Genomic DNA, 12840 nt, shown 5'->3' with positions numbered 1-12840 from the left:
AGGGGTCCCCTGCAACCACACCAGCAACCACACCAGCAACCACACCTGCACGCGCACCTTCCCGGGCACTCCGGTGGAAGGTCAGGCGGCGGCGAGCTGTACGCCGTCGCGTCCCCGGCGCTTGACCGCGTAGAGGGCCTGGTCGGCGCGGCGCAGCGTCGACTCGGGGGACTCGCCGGGCCGGGGGAGGGCCACCCCGACGCTGATCGTCTGGCCGGTGCCCCGGGCCGCCTGCGTGAGCCGCTCGGCGATCCGGACCGCCTCGTCCGGGCGGCTCACCTCGAGCACCGCCATGAACTCGTCCCCGCCGACCCGGTACAGCTCGTCCCCCTGGCGCAGTGCCGCCTCCAGCGCCCGAGCCAGCCCGACCAGCAGCCGGTCGCCCGCCTGGTGGCCGTACGTGTCGTTGACGCTCTTGAAGCCGTCCACGTCGATCGCCAGCAGAGCGGTACGCCCCGGCGTGACGGTGGCGATCCGCTCGCCGAACGGCCCGGTGTGCCGCAGTCCGGTGAGCGGGTCGGAGCTGGCCCGCTCGCGCAGCCGGGCCAGGGTGCGTAGCCGGTCCAGGGAGGTCCACGCCTGGCCGGCCAGCAACTCGATCAGGTTGACCGTGGTCGGGTCCGGCCGGAGCAGTCGCTCGTCGGCCACGAGCAGGACGCCACCGGCGTCGGGCGGCCCGAACGGCACGGTGATCAGCGTGCGGACGCCGGCCCGGGTCAGCGGCTGGTGGTCCTCGATCGGTGGGTGCCCCGCCTCGCCCAGGGTGTAGCCGGCACCGTACCGGTGCGTCCGGCTCATCATCCGCCCCAGCGGGCCCGGACCCGCCTCGACCAGCTCGGCCCGCACCCGGCCCTCCAGGTCGCCGGGTGTTCGGGGCGGGGCCCCGAGCCGGGGGCCGTCCGGGCCGGGCAGGACCAGTACGGCCGCAGAGAGCGTGGAGACGTCCCGGGCCGCGCAGATCGCCGTGGTCATCAGGTCCCACTCGGTCGGTGCGGCGGTCAGCGCGGCGGCGTGCCGGAGCATCTTCTCGCCGCGGGTCTCGGGCGGCGGGCCGCCCAGTGCCACGATCCGCGCGCCGAGTCGGGTGGCGATCCGTTCGGCGGTCTCCCGCCACGGGCCCAGCTCCACCGGCTCGCACCACTGGAGGTCCAGCACGCCGAGCGGCCGGCCCGCCGGGTCGACCACCGGTACGCAGATCTCGGCGGTCACGTCCGGCCGGACGGGGAGGTAGTCCGGGTCGTCGGCGACCCGCGCCACGGTGACCCCGGTGCCCGAGGCGTAGACCCGGCCGACGATCCCCGCCTTCGGCGGCACGGTGGCGTAGACCTGCCAGGAGCCGGTCGCCGCGACGCAGCGCAGCCGGTCGTGGACCTGGAGCAGGAGGGAGATGGTCGCCGGGGCGTACCGGGAGAGGGTGTCGACGGTCCACTGGCACGCCTCGACCGCGGTGGACGCCATCGGAAGGCGCACCGTGACGTCACGGATGACTCGATCCAGGTCCACGTGGGCGTCGTTCCAGGTCGGGGGTGGGTGAGCGGCCACCAGGCCGCACGACCAAGGGTACCCAGGTCATGCCGGCCGCCCCGGTGCTCGTACACACGTTCTATCCACAGGCTGTGGACGCGGGCTGTGGATACCCTGGGGCCGACCCGGGGAGGTGCCGATGTCGTCGGACCTGGTGTGGTACGTCGCCTACGGCTCGAACCTGCACGCCGCCCGGCTCGGCTGCTACGTCGGCGGTGGACGACCACCCGGTGGGCTGCGGACGTACCCGGGCTGCCGGGACCGCCGGCCGCCTCGCCGCAGCGTCCCGGTGTTCCTTCCGGGCGGGGTCTACTTCACCGGCGAGTCGCGGGCCTGGACCGGCGGGATGGCCTTCTACGACCCGGCGCTGCCGGGCATGGTCGCGGCCCGGGCGTACCTGCTCACCGCCGGGCAGTTCGCCGATGTCGCCGCCCAGGAGATGTACCGCCCGCCGGGCGCGGATCTGGCGGCGCTCGCTGCCGCCGTCAAGCGGGGCTCGGTGGCGGTCGGGCCGGGCCGGTACGAGACCCTGGTCTGCGTCGGCCATCGGGAGGGGTACCCGCTGCTGACGTTCACCGCGCCCTGGCGGGCCGGCGACGTCCCGTGGAACCCGCCCGCCGCGGCCTACCTCGGCCTGCTCGCCGCCGGGCTCGCCGAGTCGCACGGCTGGGCCGCCGACCGGATCGTCGACTACCTCGCGACGCGTCCCGGCGTGGTCGATCGGTGGGATCCGGCCGACCTGACGGAGACGGTCCGGCACGCGACGGCGGGAACGTGGACCGGTTCGGTCGGCGCGGTGTAGCGTCAACGCCGCGTGTCCACAGTCGACACCCTCCGGGCGGTGGCGGCCCGCCGCGCAGTCGGCGGGCGGTAACGGCGCGACGCATCGGCACCGGTGGTGGCCGTTGTTCCGGGTGGAACAACGGCCAGCGTACGCCTACCTGCGCATTTTCCCGGTAATCACCTACCGAATCCCGCTGTCGGCATGTCGGCGTGGTCACATCTGCCGCCGGCCGGCTCTCTCCCGGCCACCCGTGGACGATCTAGCGGGTGTTCACCCGTGCCGACCTGCGCGATCACCCTCAGTGCATAGGTATGCGCCGATCGCCTGAGTCATGTCGGCCGTTCGGTCGTGGTTGATCAACCGCCCAGTTGTTAGTTGCCCTCGCAGCTTTCTTGACGTCCACGACTGGTATCACCATCGATAGCCTCAGGCATTCTCACGGAAACGTGGGATCCCGTGCCGGCAGGACCGTCGCTGGCTTTCGGAATGTGGGGGAATCGTGAACAGCAGCCTGAACGACGAGAACCTTCCCATCAACAGGCGCATGCCTTCCGCGGGGCGTTGGGCGCTGCGCGACCTGGCAGCCCGCGACCAGCGGGACGCCGGCCGCTTCGGCTCGTTCGACGATGGCGGCGATCCCGTCATCGAGAACCCGGCCCGGCCGTACCACGGCCCGGGTGGCAGCTACGCCTGCCGCTGACCGAGCAGAAGCCACCGCCGCGCCGGCTCTGACGGGAGGCCGGCGCGGCGGCCCTCACCAGGACCACATCGTCGTACGGCCGGACTGCCGGCTGTGCGGCCGGACCGTCGGGTCGCCTCCGGGTGGTCGCACCTCGCGGCGGCCCGCTCCGCCCGTCGGGTCGCCTCCGTTCCGTCGATCATCCGAGGAGGAACCGGCGCAGCTCGACGGCGAGGTCGGCCGGGGGCACCTCGTGGTACCCGCCCGCCATGCTGAGCCGCCTGGCCCCGGGAACCGCCTCGGCGGTGCGCCGGGTCGCCTGCCGCAGCAAGTCCGGACTCCCCGTGCTGTCGACCACCAGGGTGGGTGCCGTGATCAAGGCCAGCTCGTCGCGGGGAAGGGCGCCGTCGCCGGTGATGGTGGTGTCGTACACCAGGGTGTGCGCCATCCGCTCCAGGAACGGCCAGCTCGGGTCGTGCCGCATGCCGGCCACCGCCTCGCCGGGCAGTCCCACCGCCGAGGTCATGAAGAGTTCCACGGCCTCCGTGCGGCGGTCCGCCGCGATCAGCTCGGCCAGCGCGGCGACGATGGCCGGCCGGGAGCCGGCGTACCCGTCCACCGCGAACGGTGGCTCGAAGAGGGCCAGACCGGTGACCGCCAGTCCCCGGGCGGCGGCCCGGGCGGCGAGGACCGCCCCCGAGGAGAGCCCGTAGACGTACGCCGAGCCGCCGGCCGCCCCGATCAGCGCCGCGAGGTCGTCGATCTCCCGGTCGGCCGAGTACGGCGCGGTGTCGCCGCTGTCGCCGCGCCCCCGGCGGTCGTAGGCGTACGCGGTGAAGTGCGGGGCCAGGGCGGCGGCCAGCGGTCGCGCGGTCGTCCGGTCGTTGAAGGCACCACCGACCAGGATGATCGGTGGCCCCTCGCCGGAGGTCTCGTAGGCGATCGTGGTGCCGTCGGCGGAACGCACCGTCCGCACCGGCGGGTCTGTCCGGGTCACCCGCCATTCCTACCGCGACGGTACGACAGCCGTCCGGTCCCGACCCGCCGTTCACCGATCCGGCGATGTGATCCCCACGGGGGGCGAAGAGGCTGTACGACGCGCGGCAGCCCGGCCCGGCGGAGGAGAGACGCCCGTTCACCCGGCCGTCATGCCGGAACCGTCCTTCCGACCGGCTGAGGTGGCCGAACGTATCCGGAGCTCCGTCGTACTCGACCGGTCGACCGATCGCGGCGCGGATGAGAGGCTGTCCCGGCAGGGCCGTGGCCCAGCGCCGCACCCTGCGAGCGATCAATGCAACGGTACGGATCAGGGCAGCCGGACGGTACCGCGACCGGCCCCACGCACCGACCCTCACGAGGAGTTCCATGTCCGTCTCCGGGATGCGCCGCCGGACCGCGCTCGGTCTGGCCGCGCTCACCGCGGCAGCGCTGAGCGCGGTCGCCGCGACCCCCACCCAGGCCCACCCGGTCGGCCCGAAACCGGTCGACGTCAAGCTGCTCGCCCTCAACGACTTCCACGGCAACCTGGAGCCGCCGAGCGGCTCCAGCGGCACCATCGCCGGGCAGACTGCGGGCGGTGCCGAATACCTGGCGACCTACCTCGAGCAGCTCCGCCAGGAGAGCAGGAAGCACAAGAACACCATCACCGTCGCCGCCGGTGACCTGATCGGCGCGTCGCCGCTGCTCTCCGCCGCGTTCCACGACGAGCCGACCATCGAGGCGCTGTCGCTGGCCGGGCTCGACTACGCCAGCGTCGGCAACCACGAGTTCGACGAGGGTCCCGCGGAACTGCTGCGGATCCAGAACGGCGGCTGCCACCCGGTCGACGGCTGTGCCGACGGCACCCCGTACCGGGGAGCCGGCTTCCAGTACCTGTCGGCCAACGCGTTCAAGACCTCGACCGGCAAGCCGCTGCTGCCTCCGTACGCCATCCACAAGGTGGACGGTGTCAAGATCGGCTTCATCGGCATGACGCTGGAGGGCACCCCGGACATCGTCAGCCGGGAGGGCACCGCCGGCCTGACCTTCGCCGACGAGGCGCTGACCGCCAACCGGTACGCCGCCGAGCTGCGTCGCCGGGGCGTGCAGACCATCGTCGTCCTGCTGCACGAGGGCGGCAACCAGGCCGGGTCCGGCGGCATCAACGACTGCGTCGGCTTCAGCGGCCCGGTCGTCGACATCGCCAACCGGATGGACCGGTCGATCGACGTCATCGTCAGCGGCCACACCCACCAGGCGTACAACTGCGAGGTCAACGGCAAGCTGGTCACCAGCGCCAGCTCGTTCGGCCGGCTCGTCACCGACATCGATCTCAAGATCGACCGGCGGAGCGGCGACGTGCTCACCATGAAGGCGGAGAACGTCGTGGTCACCCGGGACGTCGCCAAGGACCGGGCGCAGACCGCGCTGATCACCCGCTACAAGGAGGTCCTCGGCCCGATCGCCGGCCAGGTCGTCGGCACCACCAGCGGTCCGCTGACGCGTGCCCAGGAGACCCTGTACGGGACGACCCTGGGCGAGTCCAGCATGGGCAACGTGATCGCCGACGCGCAGTTCGCCGCCACCGACGACGAGCAGAACGCGGTCGCCGCGTTCATGAACCCGGGCGGCGTCCGGGCCGACATCGACGCCGGCCAGGTGACGTACGAGGAGGCGTTCACGGTCCAGCCGTTCGCCAACAACCTGACCACCCTCGACCTGACCGGCGCGCAGCTCTACTGCATGCTGGAGCAGCAGTTCACCGTCGGCCGCACGCTCTACCCGTCGGCGTCCGTCCGCTACGTCGTCGACGTGAACGGCGCCACCGCGCCGGCCGCCGACCCGTGCGCCGGCACCCGGGTCGTCCGGGGCAGCCTCACCATCGGCGGGACGGCGGTCGACACCGCCGCCACCTACCGCATCACGGTGAACAGCTTCCTGGCCGGCGGCGGTGACGGGTTCAGCGTCCTGCCGCAGGGCACCAACGCGGTCACCGGCATGATCGACCTGGACGCGCTGATCGCGTACCTGAAGGCCAGCTCGCCGATCGCCGCGCCCGCCCTCGACCGGATCCGTACCACGGCCGAGGTCGCCTGACCGTCGGCACCGTAACGGGCCCCGGAGCAGCAGCTCCGGGGCCCGTTCGCCGTCACCGGACCGGACGGGGAGCGGCGCCACGACAGCGACCGGCCCCGGCCGGTCGTTCGAGGTCAGGGGGTGCCCTCCGCCACCTCGGTCGGCTCGGCGTCGTCGTCGAAGGTGTAGCGGTACGCCGTCACGTCGGTGCAGCCCGGCGGCCTTCCCGGAATCCTGCTCTCCGGTGGCGGCGGCGGGCAACGGAGTTACGGCCTCCCGGGCTGACCGGCCGGCTGCGGCCTCAGGGGGCGAACGGCGGTAGCGCGGCGAAGCCGGGGTGCACCTGGACCTGCTGCGCGAGCTGGGCCATCACCTGACGGACCCGGGTCAGTGGGTGCTGCGGGAACTGGGCGTCGTACGCCGCATCGTCGGCGACGTGCGACGGCAGGCCGCCGTCGCCCTCGGGCCCGTACGGGTGGGGCCTGAAGTAGTTCGCGGGGCCGACCTTGGCCATCACCAGCGCCTCCCGCTGGCCGGTCATCCCGCTCTCGGCGGCCTGCACCCGCAACACCGCGCTGCACGTGGCCTTCGGCACGATGTAGCTGCCCAGGAAGGCCTGGCCGTGGGGCTGGTTGGGCAGCTTGACCTTGATGATCTGGCGCAGTGCCGGCTGGCCGCCGACCGGCACGACGTCGGCCTCGATCAGCGCGCCGCCCTGGGCGACGGCCATCTTCGCCATTCCCTTTTGCAGCGCGGTCAGATCCGTCAGCGAGGTGGGCAGGTCGGGGACCAGGTTGAAGAAGACCGGCTGGACCACGATCCGCTCGTCGTTGGCCCAGGTGTCCGCAGCCACCTGGTTGAATCCGGGGAGGAGAAAGTGCTGAAAGGGGTGCATGGCTCCGATCGTGCCAGACCGTAGGCGAGGGGCTCTTTCGTCTTCAGCCTGCGGACAGCGGGAATCACCGGCACCGGGACGGGCACGCGAGGCCCCTCGCGCCCGCGAGCCGTACGCTGGCCCTGGTCGCCGCCGCATCGAGTAGCGTCGGATCGATCGGAGGAAACGATGCGCAACACCGCGATGGCGAAGCTCAGTGGGCTTGTCGGCGAATGGACGACGACGATCTCGGACGCCTGGTTCCTCGAACCGCCGGGCACCGAGGTGCCGGGCACCACCACCATCGAGTGGCTCGGGGAGTCGTTACTGGTCGCGCGGTCGAAGTTCGGCGGGGGCGGGCACGCGCATTCCGAGATGAGTCTCGTCCTCGGGCGCAGCGATGCGAACGATCGGTTCGTCGTGCTCTACCAGGACGACCGCGGCGTCTGCCGCGAGTTCGCGATGACCTTCGACGGCGAGCACTGGACGATGACCCGTGCGGACCCGGACTTCCACCAGCGCTTCGTCGCCGACGTCGAGAAGGACCGGGTCCTCGGCCGTTGGGAGGCCTCCGAGGACGGGGGCAAGTCCTGGCGGAAGGATTTCGACCTCACCTTCGAGCGCGCCTGAACCGAAGGGCATCCGATCGACGAGCATCGCGCACCATCGGCGTCATGAGCGGATGCCTCATCGCGAGCTTCTTGCACGCGCGAGGGACAAGCATTGTCAGATATCGATGAATTGTGGACCTGTGCCTGGTGGCTCCCGTAGGACTGCCCTACCGTCGCTACATGGTCTCGCGTCGATCGGTCCTGCGGGCGGTGCCACTCGCGGCCGCTGCCCTTACCGCCGCCCCAGGTCATCCCCGTTGGCCCGGCGCTTCGTCCACGTCGACGGATACGGTACGCGTACCCCCCGACCCGGCCACGATGCCGGCCGCCGCGACCGCCGTACGCGGCTTCACGGCCGACCTCTACCGCACGCTGGCGTCGGCCCGCGCAGGCGGCAATGTGGTGTGCGCGCCGTACTCGGTCGGGCTCGCGCTCGCGATGACCAGGGCGGGTGCCGGCTCGACCACGGCGGACGAGATGGACGCGGTGCTCCACGCGCCGCTTCCGCGACCCGGCGCGCTCGACAGCGGGTTCAACACCGTCGACCAGACGCTCGCCGGCCGGTACCGGGACGGTGACGGAATCAGGCAGCCTCGACTGACCACGGCCAACGCCCTGTGGACACACCTCGACCTGGGCCTGCGACCCGGGTTCCGGGACACCCTGGCCGGCTACTACGGCGCCGCGCCGCACCCGGTCGACTTCCGCGGCGCGCCGGAGGCGACCCGCCAGGAGATCAACACCTGGGTGTCCGACCGGACCAACGCGAAGATCCCGGAGCTGCTGAAATCCGGCGTCGTGAGCCCCGACACCAGCCTGATGCTGACCAACACGACCTACCTCAGGGCGGCCTGGAAGTACCCGTTCACCGTGACGGCCACGGCGGTGGGGCCGTTCACCCGGGATGACGGCACCGTTGTCGACGTCCCGGTCATGCGCGGGCCGTTCGACAGGATGGGCTACCTCGAGGGGGACGGGTGGCGTGCGGTCGACGTGCCGTACGCGGGCGACGGGCTTGCCATGGCCATCGTCATGCCGACCCGGGACGATCTTGCGGCGGTCGAGGCGAACCTCGACGCGACGTGGCTGGGTGCGTTACTGACCGGGTTCCGGATCACCGACGTCCAACTGCGCCTGCCCCGGTGGACGTTCCGCCTGCCGGCCGAGCTGGGTGCCGTGCTGGGCGGCCTCGGCATGCCCACGGCATTCACCACACAGGCCGACTTCACCGCCATGAGCACCGAACCGGCCCTGTGCATCGACGACGTGGTGCACGAGACGTTCATCGCGGTGGACGAGAAGGGCACCGAGGCCGCAGCCGCGTCGGCCGTCATCGTCCGGCCGCCGTCGATCCCGCAAGGGCCGCAGTTCTTCGTCGACCGGCCATTCCTGTACGTCATCCACGACCGGCTCACCGGCGTACCCCTGTTCCTCGGCCGGGTCCACGATCCGCTGGTCAGCAGCCCGGCCTGACCGGAATCAGTCGATATCGCCGGTTGATCCGCACCGCGAGCTGGGAAGGCTCGTAACCCCCGTGACGAGCGAATCGGGGCCGATCCGGTGCCGCGTTCCGGCAGGGCCATGTCGTGGAGCCGGCGGCGGCAGACCACGACGCCGCACGTGTGGTCTCCCTGTCCCGCTAGATCCCGGCGAGGATCCGCGCCAGCTCTGTGGGCCGCGTGATCATCGGCCAATGCCCGGAGTCGATGTCGACCAGGTCGACGTGCTTGGCAAGGGCCAGTTCCGGTACGTCTCCCGCGTCGACCCACTCCTGCGCCTCGGTAGGCGTGAACTCCGGGCATACCACCACGACCGGGACGTCGAATCGCCGCTCGTCCGTCAGCCGTACGACGCCCCTGGCCACGCCCTCGGGAACCGGGATCGCCGCCGCCGCGAAGGCCTGCCGGGCCGGCTCGTCCAGGTCGGCCGCGTCCGCCCCGTCGAACGGTGCCCAGCCCGGGAACGGCATGACACCGCCGCTGATCTCGAAGAAGTCGGCGTACGGCCGCCCGTCGTCTGAGGGGAACCCGCCGATCAGCACGACCTTGGCCACGCGCCCGGGCCGCGCGTCGGCCGCCATCCAGGCCAGGGAGCAGGCTGCGGAGTGCCCCACCACCACCGACCTGCCGGGACCCGCATCCACGGCGGCAAGCACCGCGGTCAGCTGGTCGGCCAGCGTCGCCGACGTGTTTCCGTCGCCCTGCCCCGGCAGGGTCACCGGCACCGCATGACGGCCCCTCTCTTCCAGCTCGCACGCGACGCTGGTCCATGTCGACCCGTCGAGCCACAGGCCACCCAGGAGCACGATCTGTTCTGCAGTCATGGAATCAACCTAGAGGCAATTCCGGACGTTCTGCTTCCGTTACGCTTTCCGCTGTGCGAACCGGTCCGAGCCCTACCGCCCGGGCCCTGCGCGCGCTCGAGATCCTGCAGGCACGTCCCGGCACGACTGCCGACCAGCTCGCCTCGCTCCTGGGCGTGACGGAACGGGCCGTCCGGCGCTACATCGGCATCCTTCGCGAGGCTGGCATCCCGGTCGAGTCGGCCCGTGGGCCGCACGGGGGCTACCGGCTGGGCCGCCGCACCCGGCTGCCGCCGGTCGTCTTCACCCAGGAGCAAGCGCTCGGCCTGGTCATGGCCGTGCTTGACGGGCAGCCGGCCGCGATCGACGCCGACGACCTGATCGGCTCGGCACTCAGCAAGGTCATCCGGGCTCTCCCCGACAGCGTCGGACGGCAGGCAGCGGCGCTGCGGGCGTACGCCTCGGCCACCCCTGACCGACATTCGGCCCGTCCTGACCCCGCCATCACGAGCGCCCTGGTCGCCGCCGTCGCCGACCGGCGCCGCGTCCTGGTCACCTACCGAGGCAAGAGCGGCGAGGAGCGGGACGTCGAGGTCGACCCGTGGGCAGTCGTGGTGCGGTACGGGCGCTGGTACCTGCTGTGCCACTCGCACCGCGCGGACGCGATCCGCACGTACCGTATCGACCGGGTTCGGGCCGTGCGGCAGATGCCGCACGGCTTCACACCGCCCGACGACCTGGATCCGGTCGCCGCACTGGAGGAGAATCTCGGCGCAGGCTGGAAGTACCGCACCCGCGTGGTGTTCCACGCGTCGTGGGAGAAGGTGGCACCGTGGATCCGGCCACCGATGGGCCACCTCGAGCCGGAAGGTGACCGGTGCGTCCTGGTCGGCAGCACCCAGAACCCCGCGATGTACGCCCAGGAGTGGCTGGCCGTTGTCCCCTTCGACTTCACTGTGGAAGAAGGCCCCGAACTACGCGCCGCCGTGGCCACCGTCGCGGCCCGCTTCAGCGCAGCGCTTCCGCCGTCACCGCCCGCGGTGATTGCCTGATGTCGTTCGCGGGCCAACTCGTGGCCCGGCCGGAGAAGCGGTATGTGCGCTTCATGGCGAACCGCTGACAAGGACGCTTCTCCGGAGGAGGTACTGGACGCGCCTAAGCGGCTGGGCGAAAGCCGGCGATAGCCGCGCGGGCTGGGCTGCCAGCTGTCCGGACCGTCAGGACGGTAATGGGGGAGTGACGACGACGCCGGACCCGCAAGCCGAGTGGTGGACGACCTCCGACGTGGCCGCGTACATCGGCGTCCAGGTCGCCACCGTACCGGAAGCGAGAGCAGATGCCCGCGCCTGACATGACGGTCGGGCGCACGCACATGTGGCGACCGGCGAGGATCATCGAGTGGCACGCCAGTCGGCCACGACCAGGTGTAGGCGGTCGCCCGGGAGCGAGCGCCCAGACTAAGCCTGGGCGCAGGATGTCGCGGTGCCGGGGTGTCGCAAGGTAACGGATACAGAGTGGGTGGACAACGACTCCTGAATAAGGCTGCGGGCCTGGCTGATCTCGTCGGAGGGCAGCGCGGCCAAGACGCTCTCCAGCGGATTCACGCGGCGCGCGTGGTCGAACCTCTGGACGTCATGTTCCGACATTCCTGTGATGCCCTGAGAGTTGTCGACCGCGAGTGTGGGCATGCCAGCGCGGTCCGACGATTGCGCACGTTGCGGGCGGTACAGCATCTTGCGAGCTATCCCGTAGTGAGCTGCGGACAGCTTCCGCCGTTCTTCGTAAACGTCGTGCGCCGCGACCAGGACGGACACGGTCAGGTCGTCGAATGGTCGCGTCCTGGCCACGCTCTGCTGAATCACCTCGGCGAGTGTCGGCGCGTCGGCCGCCTGTTCCAAGCGCTTTCCTTCAGCGGACATCATCGACCCGGACCGATCGCGTCGCCATTGATCGTGTCGGATTTGTGGCATACCGAATATGGCGTCCCGTGCCAGCGACTCCACTTCATGTGGGCCGCTTGGAGCCTCCGCCTTGGATTGCCACGGCGCACCGAACTGTCGGATCTGGTTGATAAAAACGTCGATGGAGAATTCTCCCCGCGGATCTTTCCCGCGGGCAAAGTTCACCATCCGCTGACGAAAGCTCCGTAGGAACGCGTGACTAGCGAGCAGACGCGACAGTGACTCTTCCGAAAGCGCTGACACCGTGCCAGAAACGATCGGGTCCAGCGATCTGTTGGCGGCGGAGCCGAGCGCCGCGCCGACTTTGAATAGTTCCCACAGCATCACTTCGCTGGCAGTGCCGGTCCACGTACGCACCCGTGGGCCGTCGAATATGCCCTCGGACCGGCTGTGCACGTCACCATCGAGGCGGACCTCGACCGTAGGAACGTTCCAAATTATGATCGACGTGAATGACTGCCACGGTGGGTGCCCAGACGCAGATTGGACGGCGAGTCGGGCGTAATAGTGGCGGAAAGAAAGGTCGCCAGCCGTCGTGCTATCGAGCACAGCGTCGGTACGGCTGTGGACTAGTGCGAGTCGCACCAGGGCGCTGCCCCAGAAGCCGAGATCGACGAGTAGTCGCCGACATGTCGGCGCGGGCACGTGGTCCGGGCGGGCTGGCAGCGCAGCAAGACGATGGCTCATGTCGGCGGCGAGCCGCTCGAACGCGGCGAGGCTGTTGAACGCTTCGGTTATGCGCGCCGGTAGATGATCGAGAGTCCAGCGGGAGATTTGTTCGGCGTAGGTATCCATGCCGGGCCGCCCATCGAGAGAAGCGAGTGGGACGCAAAGGTCGGCGCATCAGGCGAGCACCGGTGATGTGATCATCACCACTGACTGAGTGGCCAGTCAAGCCTTCGATTGGCCCGCCTGGCTCGCCGTCTACCGCCGATCGCCTCGGCCAAGGCCGCCGCTCGGGTGCGACGGAGACACCGTCGTTGTGCGCGAGGAGCGGGAAGCCGTCCGGTGACCGTCCTCATATCCACGCCAGGCTGAACGCCGGTAGATC

Annotated in this window: 11 protein-coding genes; 6 read left to right on the top strand and 5 right to left on the bottom strand. The window is 70.8% G+C overall.

The window, feature by feature from the left end:
- Positions 1 to 81 precede the first annotated feature (81 nt).
- Positions 82 to 1503, bottom strand: coding sequence for a diguanylate cyclase (locus ACIBJE_RS22460; RefSeq protein WP_396751253.1), 1422 nt, complete (start codon positions 1501 to 1503; stop codon positions 82 to 84).
- 160 nt (positions 1504 to 1663) lie between these two features.
- Here ACIBJE_RS22460 and ACIBJE_RS22455 point away from each other — a divergent pair, with 160 nt between their 5' ends.
- Positions 1664 to 2326 (top strand): histone deacetylase, encoded by a 663-nt coding sequence (locus ACIBJE_RS22455; protein WP_396751251.1) that lies wholly within the window; start codon positions 1664 to 1666, stop codon positions 2324 to 2326.
- Between the two features lie 481 nt (positions 2327 to 2807).
- Positions 2808 to 3008 carry a hypothetical protein gene (locus tag ACIBJE_RS22450; protein ID WP_396751249.1) on the top strand — a complete coding sequence of 67 codons (201 nt, stop codon included), beginning with the start codon at positions 2808 to 2810 and terminating at the stop codon, positions 3006 to 3008.
- A gap of 178 nt (positions 3009 to 3186) precedes the next feature.
- On the opposite strand, the gene ACIBJE_RS22445 is transcribed toward ACIBJE_RS22450, so the two are convergent.
- Positions 3187 to 3984, bottom strand: a complete 798-nt coding sequence (locus ACIBJE_RS22445) for an alpha/beta fold hydrolase (protein WP_396751247.1) — start codon at positions 3982 to 3984, stop codon at positions 3187 to 3189.
- A gap of 368 nt (positions 3985 to 4352) precedes the next feature.
- Between ACIBJE_RS22445 and ACIBJE_RS22440 the strand changes: the two genes are divergently transcribed.
- Positions 4353 to 6062, top strand: a complete 1710-nt coding sequence (locus ACIBJE_RS22440) for a bifunctional metallophosphatase/5'-nucleotidase (RefSeq protein WP_396751245.1) — start codon at positions 4353 to 4355, stop codon at positions 6060 to 6062.
- Between the two features lie 280 nt (positions 6063 to 6342).
- Here ACIBJE_RS22440 and ACIBJE_RS22435 read toward each other — a convergent pair whose 3' ends face one another.
- Positions 6343 to 6936, bottom strand: coding sequence for a hypothetical protein (locus ACIBJE_RS22435; protein ID WP_396751243.1), 594 nt, complete (start codon positions 6934 to 6936; stop codon positions 6343 to 6345).
- A 168-nt stretch (positions 6937 to 7104) separates the two neighbouring features.
- On the opposite strand from ACIBJE_RS22435, the gene ACIBJE_RS22430 reads away from it, so the two are divergent.
- Together ACIBJE_RS22430 and ACIBJE_RS22425 are read left to right on the top strand one after the other, a co-directional pair.
- Positions 7105 to 7545 (top strand): hypothetical protein, encoded by a 441-nt coding sequence (locus ACIBJE_RS22430; protein WP_396751241.1) that lies wholly within the window; start codon positions 7105 to 7107, stop codon positions 7543 to 7545.
- A 299-nt stretch (positions 7546 to 7844) separates the two neighbouring features.
- Complete coding sequence (locus ACIBJE_RS22425; RefSeq protein ID WP_396751239.1) at positions 7845 to 8999, top strand: serpin family protein; 1155 nt, start codon at positions 7845 to 7847, stop codon at positions 8997 to 8999.
- 166 nt (positions 9000 to 9165) lie between these two features.
- Here the strand turns inward: ACIBJE_RS22425 and ACIBJE_RS22420 are convergent, their stop codons facing one another.
- Positions 9166 to 9849, bottom strand: a complete 684-nt coding sequence (locus tag ACIBJE_RS22420) for an alpha/beta fold hydrolase (RefSeq protein WP_396751237.1) — start codon at positions 9847 to 9849, stop codon at positions 9166 to 9168.
- Positions 9850 to 9902: 53 nt separating this feature from the next.
- On the opposite strand from ACIBJE_RS22420, the gene ACIBJE_RS22415 reads away from it, so the two are divergent.
- The gene (locus tag ACIBJE_RS22415; protein WP_396751235.1) at positions 9903 to 10880 is read left to right on the top strand and encodes a helix-turn-helix transcriptional regulator; all 978 of its coding nucleotides are present in this window, start codon (positions 9903 to 9905) and stop codon (positions 10878 to 10880) included.
- Between the two features lie 405 nt (positions 10881 to 11285).
- Here ACIBJE_RS22415 and ACIBJE_RS22410 read toward each other — a convergent pair whose 3' ends face one another.
- Positions 11286 to 12584 carry a hypothetical protein gene (locus ACIBJE_RS22410; protein ID WP_396751233.1) on the bottom strand — a complete coding sequence of 433 codons (1299 nt, stop codon included), beginning with the start codon at positions 12582 to 12584 and terminating at the stop codon, positions 11286 to 11288.
- Between the last annotated feature and the right edge of the window lie 256 nt (positions 12585 to 12840).

This window comes from Micromonospora sp. NPDC050187 (assembly GCF_044459745.1).
GTDB lineage: Bacteria > Actinomycetota > Actinomycetes > Mycobacteriales > Micromonosporaceae > Micromonospora.
The sequence above is the reverse complement of the archived record's forward strand: the minus strand, read 5'-3'. Positions and strand labels throughout refer to the sequence as shown.